Origin of the sequence: Streptomyces europaeiscabiei (genome assembly GCF_036346855.1) — a bacterium.
GTDB lineage: Bacteria > Actinomycetota > Actinomycetes > Streptomycetales > Streptomycetaceae > Streptomyces > Streptomyces europaeiscabiei.
On sequence record NZ_CP107841.1, the window covers coordinates 8,322,735 to 8,337,571 of the forward strand.

A 14,837-nucleotide genomic window follows, 5' to 3' on the forward strand; every position below is an offset into this window, starting at 1 on the left:
GGGACGGAGACGTTCGCGGGTTACGGGGTGGTGATGTTCGCGGGTTACGGAGTTCGGTGATGTTCGCGGGTTACGGAGTTCGGCGACGTCCGGGCTTCAGAGCAGCCCGACCGCGGTGTCGACCGCGGTCTCCACGCTGCCCTCGGCGGGGTAGAGCAGTGAGCGGCCGACGACCAGGCCCTGGACGGTGGGCAGACGCAGTGCCTTGCGCCACCGCTCGTAGGCGCTCTCCTGATCCCTGCCCACTTCGCCGCCGAGCAGCACGGTCGGGAGGGTGGCGGTCTCCAGGACCCCGGCCATGGCGTCGGGGTCGTCGGTGACGGGCAGCTTGAGCCAGGTGTAGGCGGAGGTGCCGCCGAGCCCGGCCGCGATGGCGATGGAACGCGTGACGGCCTCGGCACTCAGGTCGTTGCGGACCTTCCCGTCCACGCGCCGGGAGACGAACGGCTCGACGAACAGCGGCAGCCGGCGCGCCGCCATGTCGTCGACCGCCCTGGCCGTGGAGTACAGCGTCCGCAGGGAGCCGGGGTCGTCGTGGTCGATGCGCAGCAGCAGTTTGCCCGCGTCGAAGCGGAGCCGCTCGATGTCCTCCGGGCGGTGGCCGGTGAAGCGGTCGTCCATCTCGAACGAGGCGCCGGCGAGCCCGCCGCGGTTCAGGGAGCCCATGACGACCTTGTCCTCCAGGACGCCCAGGAGCAGCAGGTCCTCCAGGATGTCGGCGGTGGCGAGCACGCCGTCGACGCCGGGGCGGCCCAGCGCCACACAGAGCCGTTCGAGGAGATCGGCCCGGTTCGCCATGGCGAGCGGACGGTCGCCGACGCCGAGTGCTCCGCGGGCGGGGTGGTCGGCGGCCACGATCATCAGGCGGCCGGTGTCGCCGATCAGGGGGCGTCGGACCCGCCGGGCCGCGGCTTCGGCGACGGCCTCGGGGTGGCGGGCGCGGACGCTCACGAGGTCGGGGATGCGGATGGTCAAGTGGGGCTCCGTTCCAGGGGCTGGGCCCCTTTGACCCCTGGGGCGGCTGAGAGCTCGGGGGTGCGGGTGGTGTGGCGGGTGTGGTGGGTGCGGGTCCGGTGGGGGCTGGTCGCGCAGTTCCCCGCGCCCTGAGAAGCAGGGGCTGCGCCCCGTGCCTTTCGGCCCGCAGGCCCGCCGCCCTCCAGGCCCGCGGGGCCTGGGGTTTCAGGGGCGCAGGGCCTGGGGTGACAGGCCGCGGGGCTGGGGTTTCAGGGGCGTGCGGCCTTGGCTGTCAGGGCTGCGGGGCCTGAGCTTCGAGGGGCGCGGGGAACTGCGCGACCAGCCCCCATCCACCCGCGGACGGAGGCGAACCGCATGGTCACCCACCCGTCAACAGCTCCTCGACCTCCTCCTGCGTCGGCATCGCCGAGGAGCAGGCGAGCCGGGACGCGACGATCGCCCCGGCGGCATTGGCGTGGCGCATGATCCGCTCCAGGTCCCAGCCGCGCAGCAGCCCGTGGCAGAGGGAGCCGCCGAACGCGTCGCCCGCGCCGAGCCCGTTGACGACCTCCACCGGCACCGGCGGCACCTCGGCGACCGTGCCGTCGCGGTGGATGGCGAGGACACCCTTGGGGCCCTGCTTGACGACCGCCAGCTCCACACCCGCTTCCAGCAGCGCCTCGGCACAGGCCCGCGGTTCGCGGACACCCGTGGCGACCTCGCACTCGTCGAGATTGCCGACGGCCACGGTGGCGTGCCGCAGGGCCTCGGCGTAGTAGGGGCGGGCCGCCTCGGGGTCCGTCCAGAACATCGGGCGCCAGTCGAGGTCGAAGACCGTGATGCCGGACCTGCCCCGGGCCTTGAGTGCGGCGAGCGTGGCCGAGCGGCTGGGTTCCTCGCTCAGACCGGTACCGGTGATCCAGAAGATACGGGCCGCGCGCAGGGCGAAGCAGTCCAGCTCGTCGGTGCGGATCTCCAGGTCGGGGGCCTTGGGACGGCGGTAGAAGTACAGCGGGAAGTCGTCCGGCGGGAAGATCTCGCAGAACGTGACCGGCGTCGGGTACTCCGCCACGGGAGCGACGAACCGGTCGTCGACACCGAACTCCTTGAGCGCCTCGTGCAGAAACGTGCCGAAGGGGTCGTCGCCGGTCCGGGTGATCACGGCGGTGGTGTTGCCCAGCCGCGCGGCGGCCACCGCGACGTTGGCGGCCGATCCGCCGAGGAACTTTCCGAAGGACTCGACGCGCGCGAGTGGGACGCCGGTCTGCAACGGATAGAGATCGATTCCGATACGGCCCATCGTGATCAGATCGAAGTATTCGGCGGACTCGGGCATGCGCGTCGCTCCTCGGGCGGGGGGATGCGGGCCACCGGAGGCCCGCGGCGCGCGGGGATGCGAGCACTCGGGTCCGGATGTATCCCAGGTGTAGGACCCGAAGCGACCCTCTGTCAAGACTTTGTACTGACATCCTGACCTGCTTGTGAAATGATGTCTTAACAAAGTCTTGACAGGGGGCCCTGCCAGGGGTTTGTATCCCGTCCCAACGAAACAGCGCAGTCGGCCTACCGGCACAATGATCCGGACTTCGAATGTCCGGGTCCGCGCGGGCGATCCGCCCGACGCTGTCCCGTTCCCTTTCCCCCTGTCGCACAGTGAGGTGCAGGAAAGATGGACCGCACGTTTCACTCCCGCTCACGCAGAGTGGCCCCCTTCTTCGCCATGGCCGCGGCGTCCGCGTTGCTCATAGCCGGCTGCTCCAGCGGTTCCGGCGGCAAGGAGTCCGAGGAGAGCGCGGCGGACGCCTCCGCGGGCAAGGCCGACACCCCCCGTATGAAGGTCGCGCTGGTCACCCACCAGGCCCCCGGCGACACCTTCTGGGACATCGTCCGCAAGGGCGCCCAGGCGGCGGCCGACAAGGACAACATCGAGCTCATCTACTCGGCGGACCCGAACGCCGGCACCCAGGCCAACCTGGTGCAGAACGCGATCGACCAGAAGGTCGACGGCATCGCCATCACCCTCGCCAAGCCCGACGCGATGAAGGACGTCGTGGCCAAGGCGACGAAGGAGGGCATCCCCGTCGTCGGCCTCAACTCCGGTCTGAGCGACTGGCAGAACCTCGGTCTGATGTCCTTCTTCGGGCAGGACGAGAGCGTGGCGGGCGAGGCGTTCGGCAAGCGGCTCAACGACGTCGGCGCCAAGAAGGCCGTCTGTGTCGTGCAGGAGCAGGGCAACGTCGGCCTGGAGCAGCGCTGCGCCGGTGTGGAGAAGACCTTCGAGGGCGACACCGAGATCCTCAACGTCACGGGCACCGACATGCCGTCCGTGAAGTCGACCATCACCGCCAAGCTCAAGCAGGACACCGCCATCGACTACGTGGTCGCCCTCGGTGCCCCCTACGCCCTGACCGCGGTCCAGTCGGTCGCGGACGCCGGCAGCAAGGCGAAGGTCGCCACCTTCGACCTGAACAAGGAGCTGACGGACTCGATCAAGAGCGGTGACATCGAGTTCGCCGTCGACCAGCAGCCGTATCTGCAGGGCTACCTGGCGGTGGACTCGCTGTGGCTCTACAAGAACAACGGCAACTACAGCGGCGGTGGCGAGGAGGCGGTGCTGACCGGCCCCGCATTCGTCGACAAGAAGAACGTCGACGCGATCGCCAAGTTCGCCGCGAAGGGCACTCGGTGATCTGAATGTCCCAAGCAACGGCACCGGCGGCGAGTTCCTCGCCGCCGGCTCCGCCGGCCGGCACGCAGAAGGACGGGCGCACCGTACAGCGCTCGCTCGGGCGTCGGCTGATGGCCCGCCCCGAGGTCGGCGCGCTGATCGCCGCGATCGGTGTGTACGTCTTCTTCTTCTCGGTGGCCCCGTCCTTCCGTGAGGCCAGTTCGCTGGCGACGGTGCTCTACCAGGCCTCCGTCATGGGCATCATGGCGATCCCGGTGGCCCTGCTGATGATCGGCGGGGAGTTCGACCTGTCCGCCGGTGTCGCGGTCACCACCTCCGCGCTGACCGCCGCGATCATCAGCTTCCAGCTGACGGTGAACGTGTGGACCGGTGTCTTCGTCGCGCTGATCATGTCCCTCGCCGTCGGCGCGTTCAACGGCTGGCTGCTGATCAGGACCGGGCTGCCCAGCTTCCTCGTCACGCTCGGGTCGTTCCTGATCCTTCAGGGCTCGAACCTGGCGGTCACGAAGATCTTCACGGGCAATGTCGCGTCCGACTCCATCAGCGACATGGACGGCTTCGACCAGGCCAAGAGCGTCTTCGCCTCCGAGATCGGCATCGGCGGTGTCGACGTCAAGATCACGGTCTTCTACTGGCTGGCGTTCGCGGCGATCGCCACGTGGCTGCTGTTGCGCACCAAGTTCGGCAACTGGATCTTCGCCGTCGGCGGCAACAAGGACTCCGCCCGTGCGGTCGGTGTGCCCGTGAACTTCACGAAGGTCGCCCTGTTCATGGGCGTCGGCGTGGGTGCCTGGTTCGTCGGTATGCACCTGCTGTTCTCGTTCAACACGGTGCAGTCCGGCGAGGGCGTGGGCAACGAGTTCCTGTACATCATCGCCGCCGTGATCGGCGGCTGTCTGCTGACGGGCGGTTACGGCTCGGCCGTGGGCCCGGTGATCGGTGCCTTCATCTTCGGCATGGTCTCCCAGGGCATCGTCTACGCCAACTGGAACCCCGACTGGTTCAAGGCCTTCCTCGGCGTGATGCTCCTGATCGCCGCCCTCGTCAACTTGTGGGTCCGCAGCCAAGCGACCCGGAGGTGAACCACCCCATGACCAACACCAACGGATCAGCAGCAGACGGTGCGCCCGCGAAGGACGCCGGCGACGCCGAGAAGGACGTCGTCCAGGACGCGGCGGCGCCCGGCCAGGACACGCCGATTGTCGAGCTGCGCGACGCGGGCAAGGCCTACGGCAACATCCGCGCCCTGCACGGTGTGAACCTCACCGTCCACCCCGGCAAGGTCACCTGCGTGCTCGGCGACAACGGCGCCGGCAAGTCCACCCTCATCAAGATCGTCTCCGGCCTGCACCAGCACACCGAGGGCGAGTTCGTCATCGACGGCAGGCCCGTGCGCTTCTCCACCCCGCGCGAGGCCCTCGACGCCGGTATCGCCACCGTCTACCAGGACCTGGCCACCGTGCCCCTGATGCCGGTATGGCGCAACTTCTTCCTCGGCTCGGAGATGACCAAGGGCCCCTGGCCGATCCGCCGCCTCGACATCGAGAGGATGAAGAAGACCGCGGACGAGGAACTGCGCAACATGGGCATCGTCCTGGACGACCTGGACCAGCCCATCGGCACCCTCTCCGGCGGCCAGCGCCAGTGCGTGGCCATCGCCCGCGCCGTCTACTTCGGCGCCCGCGTCCTGATCCTGGACGAGCCCACCGCCGCCCTCGGCGTCAAACAGTCCGGCGTGGTGCTGAAGTACATCGCCGCCGCCCGCGACCGCGGCCTCGGCGTCATCTTCATCACCCACAACCCCCACCACGCCTACATGGTCGGCGACCACTTCAGCGTCCTGCGCCTCGGCACCCTCGAACTCAGTGCCGCCCGCGACCAGGTCAGCCTCGAAGAACTCACCAACCACATGGCCGGCGGCACCGAACTCGCCGCCCTCAAACACGAACTCGCCCAAGTACGCGGCGTCGACGTCGACGAACTCCCCGAAGCGGAAGACCTCACCGCATCCGTGGTCACCTCGAAGGACGGGGCCGCGTAACACCGGCGGCCGCTCCCCGCGAGCGGCTCACACCGCCGACGACGGCCGGGTCGTCAGGACGACTCTCCTGGCACGACGGCCCCTTCGACCGAAGGGGCGTCCAGGAGGGGCATCCTGACGACCCCGGCCGTTGGCGCCGAGCGTGCTCCGGGCGGCGGATCCGTCGCCGATCACTGCGGCTCAACAGCTCAACACCTCAACACCTGCGTATCAGCGCATGCCGCCACGGTCTTTGACGGTGGCTCTTTGACGCACGGACTTGGCTGGTGATGGCCTTGCCGTTCGGTTACCGGGCCGTCACCATGAGGTGTGCCGCCCGGAGCCGTACGCTCGAGGAGACGCCTATGGACAGGTACGAGCAGCCCTTCGCCACGAGCGTCGTCAGGGACTTGCACGACACCTCACTGGACGAGGTGCCGGAGTCCGCTCAGGAGTCGGCCATGGCAAGGACGCTCGCAGGTGGCGGAGAGCCGGTGGCCGCCTTCCAGTCCTCGCTCTGACCGGCCTGGCCGGAACGACGAGGGATCGTACCGGTGACGGTGACGGTGACGGTGGCGGCGCGGCCCTTCCGCCAGTTCGTGATCAAGGTGCACAGCCGCTGCGATCTGGCCTGTGACCACTGCTACGTCTACCAGCACGCCGACCAGAGCTGGCGCGGGCGTCCCGGGACGATGTCCGAGCGGACGTTCCGTCGTACGGCCGACCGGATCGCCGAGCACGCCGCCGCCCACCGGCTCACCCGTGTCCATGTCGTGCTGCACGGCGGCGAACCCCTGCTCGCCGGGAGGGAACGGCTGCGCGGCTTCGCCCGCGCACTGCGCTCGGCGCTGCACGGCGTGGCCGAACTCGATCTGCGCATGCAGACCAACGGGCTCCGACTGGACGACGAGTTCTGCGCCATGCTCGTCGACGAGTCCATCGTCACCAGCATCTCGCTCGACGGGGACGAGACGTCCAACGACCGCCACCGGATCAGGCGGGACGGCTCCGGCTCCTACCAGGACGTGGTGCGCGCGGTACGCCTTCTGGGTGCACCGGCCCACCGCGGCGCCTTCGGCGGGCTGCTCTGCACGATCGACGTCGAGAACGACCCCGTGGAGGTCTACCGGGCGCTGGCCGAACTCCGCCCGCCCGCCATCGACTTCCTGCTGCCGCACGCCACCTGGGAGTACCCGCCGCCCCGCCCCGGCTCAGAGACCGGCTCCGAATACGCCGACTGGTTGATCGCGGTGCACAAGCAGTGGACCGCGGACGGCATGCCGATGCGGATCCGGATGTTCGAGTCGATCAGTCGGCTGAGCCGAGGCCGCGGCAGCCTCACCGAGGCACTGGGGCTGGGCAGTTCGGACCTGCTCGTGGTCGAGACCGACGGCGCCGTCGAGCAGGCGGACTGGTTGAAAACGGCCTATCCGGGAGCTCCCGAGACCGGCATGCACATCACCACCCACCGTCTGGAGGAGGCCGCCGCACACCGGGGCATCCAGGCCCGCCGCGCCGGACTGGACGGGCTGAGCGCGCAGTGCCGCGCCTGCCCTGTCGTATCGGTGTGTGGCGGCGGCCTCTACGGACACCGCCACCGTGGGTCCAACGGTTTCGACAACCCCTCCGTCTACTGCGCGGACCTGTTGAAGACCATCGAGTACGTCCAGGCCACGGAACGCGACGACGCCGACGTCCGCCACGGTTGGCACGGCCTGTCCTGGACACACTTCGACGAACTGGCCGCCGGACACGGCAGTACGGCGGCCGTCCGGTCGCTGGCCGCGGCACAGAACAGCCAGCGGCGGGCGCTGCTGGCGGCTGCCCGCCGCGCGGACATCCAGGGCCCGGGCCCCGACCCCGGGCTGGGGGCAGGTACGGCCACGGGGCCGCGCCCGGATCCGGGGATCGGCCCGGGGCTCGGCGGCTCGGCGGATTCGGCACCCGGCTGGGAGGCGGTCCTCGCCCTGCCCGCCGCCGCACTGGACGTGCTGCTGGCCGACCCCTATCTACGCGTGTGGGCCCTCGCCTGCGGCCAGTCGGTGCGCCGACGGGCCGAGGGCCATCCGGCCGAGGCCGCGCTGGCGGCCGTCGCGCGCACCGGCGGCCGGCTGACCCTGGCCGTCCCGTTGCGCCACGGGCCCGAGGGCGCGGCGGTCCATCTGCCCGGCATCGGGCGGCTGTTGCTGCGCGGCGACAGTGGCGACCGGCGGTCCGGAACGCTCACCCTGACGGCCGCGGACGGCGCGCTCACCGTCGAAGGGCGCACCCTGGGCCGGGAGCAGCCACCCGACGGCATGACCTGGCAGCCGCTGCGACACCTGTCCACGGACGGGCCGGAAGTTGCCCTGGACGACCTCGACCCCGCCCGTGACTGCTACGGATACAAGCCCCTGCCCCGGCTGCCCGAGGCCGAATTCCGACGCTGGGAGGCGATGTTCGCGGAAGCCTGGCAGCTGATCCGAACCGAGTACCCCGACTACGCCCAGGGGATCGCCGCCGGCCTGACCACGGTGACCCCGCTCGCCCCCGCACCCTCCGGGGACGACGTCAGCGCCACCTCCCGGCACGCCTTCGGGGCCGTCGGCATCGCGCTGCCCCGCTCGGCCGAGGACCTGGCCATGCTGCTCATCCACGAGTACCAGCACGTCAAACTGGGCGCGATGCTTGACATGTTCGACCTGCTCGACGGCCTCGACGACCGCCGCCACCGAGTGCTGTGGCGGCCCGACCCCAGGCCGCTCGACGCCATCGTCCAGGGTGCGTACGCCCACCTCGCGGTCGCCGATGTGTGGCGGATCAGGGTCCGCCGCGGTGCGGCCGATGTCGGCACCGCCCTGTACGAACGCTCCCGCGTGGAGGCGGACAAATGGCGTACGGCGGTGCTGGACGCCCTCGACACCGTGGCCGGAACCGGCTCCTTGACCGCCCTGGGGCACCGCTTCGTGCGCGGGCTTCGGGGCGAGGCCGAAACACTGGGCGGAGTGGCTGAAAGCGGCCCGATCGCGGTCTAATGGTGGGCCAACTCCCGTTGTCCGTACCGGTGTCCGATGCAACTTGCTCTGGCCCGACCCCTGGCACCCACAGTGGTTTTCGCGTTCCAATGGATCCTGGAGAAGATCCAGCTGTGATGTTCGGGGCCTGGGAGGGGGCCCGCGGTGGGCTACGGGGGAGGGGAAAGGCGAGTCCATGGTTCAGGCGGCTTCTCAGGCGACCCGGTCGACGGTCTCCTCCAATCCTTATGTGTTCTTCATGAGCTATGCCCGGACGCCGCTGAAGGGGGCGCGGGGCATGAAGGACGAGTCGGATGTGGCGCTGGAGTCGTTCCACGCCCAGTTATGCAGCGCCATCATGCAGTTGACGGACCATGACGGCTTGGAATCGCCCGGTTTCCTCGACAAGGGAATGGACCCCGGCGACGACTGGGAGAGCAGGCTCAAACATGCTCTGGCCACCTGCCGGGTCTTCGTGCCGATCTATAACAGGCGGTACTTCGGAAGAGAATGGTGCGGAAAGGAATGGGACGCCTTCGCACGGCGTCAGCAGCTCCGTACCAGGCCGTACACGGGCAACGCGATCATCCCCGTCCTCTGGGTGGGGGAGCAGCATCTGACGCTGCCGTCCATGGCGGCCAAGGTGCAGTACGCCCACCCCGATCTGGGTAAGGATTACCTGCAGTCCGGCCTCTACGGACTGAAGCAGGCGGGCCGCCACGCCAAGTACCGCAGCTCCGTGTGGGTGCTCGCCCAGATGATCGTCAAAGTGGCTCAGCAGACCAGCCTTGAACCGTGTGACGTGGAGCTGTTCAGTGACCTCCGGAATGTCTTCGAGGGGGAATAGCGGGATGCCGATGTTCTTCATGAGCTATGCACGGGTTCCTGCTCCCCGGCACCGGGACATCTCGCAGGACCCCAATCGCCTGGTTTTCCAGTTCTTCGACGAACTGTGCGGGAAAGTCGCGCGCCACGCGAGAGTGTCGCGGGAGGAGGCCGGTTTCGTCGAGCGGCCCGGGGCACCGGGAGAGAAGTCGATCAAGGCGCTCCTCGACTGCCAGGTCTTCGTCCCGCTGTACTCGCAGCGGTACTTCAGCAATCCGCAGTGCGGGCGTCAGTGGACCGCCGTCACCCAGGCAACGGCTCAGGGGGCCCGGCCCGGCATCGTCCCGGTGCTGTGGACGCCGTATTCGCCCACGTCGCTCCCCGAGAGGGTCAAGGAGCAGTACCCCGAGATGCCGGAAGGCTTCGGAGAAGCCGCCGAGAACTACGCCTCCATGGGACTGCACCGGCTGCTCGACCAGGTGCTCGACCTGACCGAACGGCCGGACCCGGAGGACGAGCACACGGCGGCGCAGTTCTCCGCCCAGGTCGCCCAGATGACCGACTGGCTCGCCAGGCGCATAGTCGACGAGGCGGCCACCGTGCCCAGGCAGTCCCGTCCGTCCTCCGGCGGAGGACGGACGGCCGAACCCACGACACTGGCCGGGCTGGACGACGCCTTCGCCGACCCGCCCTTCGCCTCCCCGCTGCACATCACCGTGCTCGCCCCGACCGAGGAACAGTTACCGGTCGGTCGTGACAACACGCGCTACGGACCCCGTGTCGACGACTGGCGACCCTACGGCCAGGCGGTGGGACCGCTGGTCGAGCAGATGGAGGCCCTGGCCCGCAACCTCGGCTTCGAGCCCACCGTGCATCCCTTCCACAAGCACCAGGCAGAACTGAGGAGCACGGAGATCCCGACGGCTCCCTGGATTCTGGTGGTGGACCCCTGGGCCCTGGAGAATACCCAAATGGCCGGCCAGGCAAGGGAGTTCGACAGGGCCCGGCGACCGTGGACGGCGGTGCTGAGTACCCTGGCGGGGGACGATCTGCAGACCAAGGAGCAGTCCGATCGACTGCGTGGACTGCTGCTGACGCACTTTCCCCGCTTCCTCAGCGAGGGGCGGGCGGGAGAGCAGGACGCGGTGCGTGGTCTGGCCGGGGCGGATGTCTTCACCCGCTGGTTCAGCGAGCTGGCCGAGGCAACCAAGATCCGGTATCTACGGTACATTCATTCGCAATTGTCCCGGAGCGGCGCTGACGCCCGGGATGTTCCGGAATCCGGTGCGGACCTGCCCCGACGGCCCGACGCCGGCAGGGACAACGGGGCACCTAGCGACGGACGTCGCGTGGAGGGCAGGCCATGACCGGCGACGACGCGGGCAGGATCATCACGTTCTACTCGTACAAGGGTGGTACGGGACGGACGATGGCGCTCGCCAACACGGCCTGGATCCTGGCCTCCGCGGGCAAGGCCGTCCTGGTCGTCGACTGGGACCTCGACGCTCCGGGCCTGGACCGCTTCCTGCATCCCTTCCTCAGCGAGAGCCAGCTGCGCTCCACGCCCGGGGTGCTCGAACTGGTCAGCCGTTCCACCCAGTCCATGCGCCAGTCCACCACCATCGCGGAGCAGAAGCGCCAGGGCGAACCGGACTCCGAACCGTCGCTCTCGGTCGACATGTGGGCGGCGGACGGCATCCCCCTCAACAGCTGCCTGATCCAGGTCGACTGGGACTTTCCCGAAGGGGGTCAGCTCTACTACCTCCCGGCAGGAACGAAGAACAAGGGCTACCTGTCGGCGTTCTCGCAGTTCGACTGGAAGCCCTTCATGGACGGGCCGCTGGCCACCAGGTTCCTGGAGGCGCTCAAGCGTGAGTTCGTCGGGAACTTCGACTACGTCCTCATCGACAGCCGCACCGGGCTCAACGACATCTCCGACATCTGCACCGTCAACCTGCCGCACACGCTGGTGACTTGCTTCACCCCGAGCAGCCAGAGCATCGAGGGCGCGGCCGGCGTGGCCGAGCGCATCGACGGGATGTACGGCAACCGGGACATCCGGATCCTGCCCGTCCCCATGCGGGTCGAGAACGCCGAGGCCGATCGGCTGGACGCGGCCCGAGGGCAGATCCAGTACCGCTTCGACCGGATCGTGCGCAAGCACATCGCTCATCAGGACCCGGAGGACTACTGGGGGCGCGTGGAGATCCCCTACCGGCCCATCTACTCCTACGAGGAGACACTGGCCCCCTTCCGCGAACAGCCAGGGGACCCCAAGAGCCTGCTCGCCGCCTACGAGAGACTCACCGAAGTCATCACGGAGGGCCAGGTCGACTCGATGCCGCGCATCGACGAGCCGCTGCGGCGCAAGACCCTGGAGCGGTACACCCGGCACCGGCCCCCGCGCATCTCCGATGTGTACGTCAGCTTCGTTCCACAGGACCGGAGTTGGGCCCACTGGGCGGGCGCGGTCCTGGAGCAGGCCGGTTTCAAGGTGCACCTGGCGCAGGAGGGAACGGTCGAGAGCACGCTGCGCAGGGACGAGATCGAACGCGGCGTCGAGTCGGCCTCGCACACCCTGGTCATCTTCTCCGAGGCCTATCTGAGATCGTCCCGATTCCGCACGACCTGGGAGGCGGTATACGCGGAGGGAGACCGCCGTGCCCACCAGCTGGTCTCGATGCAGGTCGACCGCAAGCTGTCGTTGGACGCGCCCTTCACGGAGCAACTCGCCGACATGACGCGTTGCGACACCGGAGAAGCAGGTCGCGAGGCGTTGCTGAGCAGCTTCGGCCGGTCGGTGGAGTCGCTGACCCGTAACCACTTCACGGGTGCCGAACAGAAACTGCCCCGCTTTCCGGGGGCGGAACCGCCGATCTTCTCGGTCCCGCTGCGCACCTCGTCCTTCACCGGCCGCACGGAACTGCTGGAGGGCATCCGCGGCAAGCTGTGGAGAGAGGACACCAGGGCCCTCGTCCTCAAGGGCATGGGCGGGGTGGGGAAGACCCTGCTGGCCCAGGAGTTCGCGTACCGCTACAGAAGCGACTACGACGTCATCTGGCACATCCAGGCCGAGCAGCGGATTCTGGCGGTCGAGCGGTACGCGGGCATGGCCGAGTCGCTGGGTCTGCCGGAGCGGACGAATCCCACGGACACGGCCAAGACGGTCTACGAGGCACTCAACCACGGTGAGCCCTACGGAAGTTGGCTGCTCATCCTGGACAACGTGACGGAGGCCGACCACCTCCCCGAGTTCATGATGGACGGCCGGGGCGGCCACATTCTGATCACCAGTCAGCGCTCCGAGGGCTGGGGACGGTTCGTGGACACCGTCGACGTCCCCGTGTTCGAGCGGGACGAGAGCATCGCCCATCTGCACAGCCGCCTGCCGGACTGCGGCTGGCCGGAGGCCGACCAGATCGCGGAGGCGCTGGGCGACCTGCCGATCGCCATCGAACGGGCCGCGGCCTACATCGAGCAGACCAGGGTCGACGTCCGTGGTTACATCAAGCAGCTCCAGCCCCAGGCCACCGGGGCCCCCGCCGACAACACGGTCGGGGAGGTAGTCAAGTCCAGCACCAACACCTGGGAGTTCGCCCTCGGACAGCTCAAGGAGAACTTCCCGCCGGCGGTGAAGCTCCTGCAGATCTGCTCGTACTACAGTCCCGAGCCGATCTCCATGGACCTGCTGGAGGGCGTCGAGGTCTCCCGGGCCCTGGGCGGGGCCCGCACGGTCTCCCGCGCCTACAAGGAGCTGAGCCGCTTCTCGCTGGTCACGGTGGACCGGAAGGCCCGCAGCCTGACGGTGCACCGGATGATGCAGATCGCCATGCGGGAGGAGATGACCGAAGCGGAGCGCGAGGACGCCCGTGAGGTGGTCTATCGCTCGCTGATCGCCGCCAGGCCCAACGGGGACGACCCCGAGAACCCCAACACCTGGGAGAAGTACCGCATCATCTGGCCGCACCTCGGTACACCCTGGGCCGAGACGTCGTCGGACGAGGGCATCAGGGAACTCTTCGTGGACCGGGTCCGCCAGCTGCGCCGCAGGGGCGAGCTGACCCAGGCCATGGACTACAGCGTGCGACGGGTGGATGCGTGGACCGCGCAGGGTTCGCCGGACGAACGCTGGACGCTGCACATGCGCTTCCAGATCGCCAACATCCTGCGGGCGCAAGGAAGATACGAGGAGTCGCTCTCGCTGGACCAGGAGATCCTGGAGCGACAGCTCGCCGTGCTCGACGACGAGGACGACCAGCACATCCTCATGACCACCAGTAGCATCGCGGCCGACCTGCGCGGTCTGGGCCGGCTGACGGAAGCTCTGCGGTACGACGAGGAGACGTACCAGAGATACGAGCTGATCTACGGAGAGGACCACGCCCGCACCCTCAGCGCGGCCAACAACCTCGCCGTCGCCCTCAGACTCTCCGGCGACTACTACAAGGCTCGTGAGCTGGACCGCAGGACACTGGAACTGCGTGAGGCGATCCAGCTCCACGACCATCCCCTGACCATCGAGTCGGCGGTCAATCTGGGCCGAGACCTGCGTGACTGCGGGGACTACGAGGAATCCGTCACCCTGCTGAAGCGCGCCTACGAACGCTGTCTGCGCAACCCGCGCCTCACCCAGGGCTCACCGACGGTACTCAACACGGCCAAGGGCCTGGCCGGTTCACTGCGCCGGGCGGGCCAGCCGGTGGAGGCCGAGGAACTTGTGCGCCATGTGCTCAGGAGCATGCCCGAAGGAGAGAAGGGATCGTCCTCGGAACGATCGCTGCTGGAGATGAGCCTGGCGGGCGACATGGCCGCCCAGGGCCGCGTCGATGATTCGCTGAGCCTGATCCGCAGGGTTCTGGACGACCTCAGGGACAACCTGGGAGACGGGCACTCCCAGACGGTGTCCTGTTCGGTCAACTACGCGGTCCTGTTGCTCGACGACATGGCCTCCATCCGTCCGGAAACGGCGTCCAGGGCATGGGAGTTGCTGCTCCGGGCCCGGACGGCGTTCTGTGAACTCAACGGCGACCACCATCCCTATGTGCTCATCTGCCGCGCGAACCTCGCCGTCGCGGAGGCGGCGCTCGGCAAGTGGGAGGAGGCCAGGCAGACCAGCCACGACGCCTACGAACTGCTCAAGGAGGTTCTCGGACCCACGCATCCCTCGACGCTGACCTGCGCCGGGAACCTGGCCGTCGTCCTGAGCCACCTGGGCCGGGCCGACGAGGCCCGCACCAAGCACCATGACACTCTGGCAGCGCTGAGCAAGCGCATCGGCCGGGAGCACCCCCGCGTGGTGGCCCTCCAGGAGTGGAAACTCAGCTGTCTCGACCTGGAGCCCCACCCGATCTAGGAG

At 68.7% G+C, this 14,837-nt stretch carries 10 protein-coding genes; 8 read left to right on the plus strand and 2 right to left on the minus strand.

Features of this window, described 5'->3' with window-relative positions; all coding sequences use genetic code 11:
* Positions 1-96: 96 nt before the first annotated feature.
* A complete protein-coding gene (locus tag OG858_RS36200) occupies positions 97-975 on the minus strand; it encodes a Cgl0159 family (beta/alpha)8-fold protein (RefSeq protein ID WP_319064252.1) in 879 nt (292 codons plus the stop codon).
* 358 nt (positions 976-1,333) lie between these two features.
* Positions 1,334-2,290 (minus strand): 5-dehydro-2-deoxygluconokinase, encoded by a 957-nt coding sequence (iolC, locus tag OG858_RS36205; protein ID WP_086748273.1) that lies wholly within the window; start codon positions 2,288-2,290, stop codon positions 1,334-1,336.
* Between the two features lie 333 nt (positions 2,291-2,623).
* On the opposite strand from iolC, the gene OG858_RS36210 reads away from it, so the two are divergent.
* The 8 genes from OG858_RS36210 to fxsT all read left to right on the plus strand — a co-directional run bounded on the left by OG858_RS36210 (position 2,624) and on the right by fxsT (position 14,834).
* Complete coding sequence (locus OG858_RS36210; protein WP_086748272.1) at positions 2,624-3,643, plus strand: sugar ABC transporter substrate-binding protein; 1,020 nt, start codon at positions 2,624-2,626, stop codon at positions 3,641-3,643.
* Positions 3,644-3,648: 5 nt separating this feature from the next.
* A complete protein-coding gene (locus OG858_RS36215; protein ID WP_327748244.1) occupies positions 3,649-4,725 on the plus strand; it encodes an ABC transporter permease in 1,077 nt (358 codons plus the stop codon).
* A gap of 8 nt (positions 4,726-4,733) precedes the next feature.
* Positions 4,734-5,684, plus strand: coding sequence for an ATP-binding cassette domain-containing protein (locus tag OG858_RS36220; RefSeq protein ID WP_319064250.1), 951 nt, complete (start codon positions 4,734-4,736; stop codon positions 5,682-5,684).
* Positions 5,685-6,028: 344 nt separating this feature from the next.
* Positions 6,029-6,184: an FxSxx-COOH cyclophane-containing RiPP peptide gene (gene fxsA, locus OG858_RS36225; protein ID WP_063649857.1), complete on the plus strand. Its 156-nt coding sequence runs from the start codon at positions 6,029-6,031 to the stop codon at positions 6,182-6,184.
* A 33-nt stretch (positions 6,185-6,217) separates the two neighbouring features.
* Positions 6,218-8,677 carry an FxsB family cyclophane-forming radical SAM/SPASM peptide maturase gene (locus tag OG858_RS36230; RefSeq protein WP_319321958.1) on the plus strand — a complete coding sequence of 820 codons (2,460 nt, stop codon included), beginning with the start codon at positions 6,218-6,220 and terminating at the stop codon, positions 8,675-8,677.
* 175 nt (positions 8,678-8,852) lie between these two features.
* The gene (locus OG858_RS36235; protein ID WP_086751870.1) at positions 8,853-9,503 is read left to right on the plus strand and encodes a TIR-like protein FxsC; all 651 of its coding nucleotides are present in this window, start codon (positions 8,853-8,855) and stop codon (positions 9,501-9,503) included.
* 19 nt (positions 9,504-9,522) lie between these two features.
* Positions 9,523-10,848, plus strand: a complete 1,326-nt coding sequence (fsxC, locus tag OG858_RS36240) for an FxsC protein (RefSeq protein ID WP_256960873.1) — start codon at positions 9,523-9,525, stop codon at positions 10,846-10,848.
* On the plus strand, positions 10,845-14,834 hold the full coding sequence (gene fxsT / locus OG858_RS36245) for an FxSxx-COOH system tetratricopeptide repeat protein (RefSeq protein ID WP_319064247.1): 3,990 nt from the start codon (positions 10,845-10,847) through the stop codon (positions 14,832-14,834). The genes fsxC and fxsT overlap by 4 nt, the downstream gene beginning before the upstream one ends.
* Positions 14,835-14,837 lie beyond the last annotated feature (3 nt).

Bases quoted from the DNA above. Each gene is read 5' to 3' on its own strand.
- iolC (WP_086748273.1), bottom strand. From the start codon at position 2,290: ATGCCCGAGTCCGCCGAATACTTCGATCTGATCACGATGGGCCGTATC.
- OG858_RS36210 (WP_086748272.1), top strand. From the start codon at position 2,624: ATGGACCGCACGTTTCACTCCCGCTCACGCAGAGTGGCCCCCTTCTTC.
- OG858_RS36215 (WP_327748244.1), top strand. From the start codon at position 3,649: ATGTCCCAAGCAACGGCACCGGCGGCGAGTTCCTCGCCGCCGGCTCCG.
- OG858_RS36220 (WP_319064250.1), top strand. From the start codon at position 4,734: ATGACCAACACCAACGGATCAGCAGCAGACGGTGCGCCCGCGAAGGAC.
- fxsA (WP_063649857.1), top strand. From the start codon at position 6,029: ATGGACAGGTACGAGCAGCCCTTCGCCACGAGCGTCGTCAGGGACTTG.
- OG858_RS36235 (WP_086751870.1), top strand. From the start codon at position 8,853: ATGGTTCAGGCGGCTTCTCAGGCGACCCGGTCGACGGTCTCCTCCAAT.
- fsxC (WP_256960873.1), top strand. From the start codon at position 9,523: ATGAGCTATGCACGGGTTCCTGCTCCCCGGCACCGGGACATCTCGCAG.
- fxsT (WP_319064247.1), top strand. From the start codon at position 10,845: ATGACCGGCGACGACGCGGGCAGGATCATCACGTTCTACTCGTACAAG.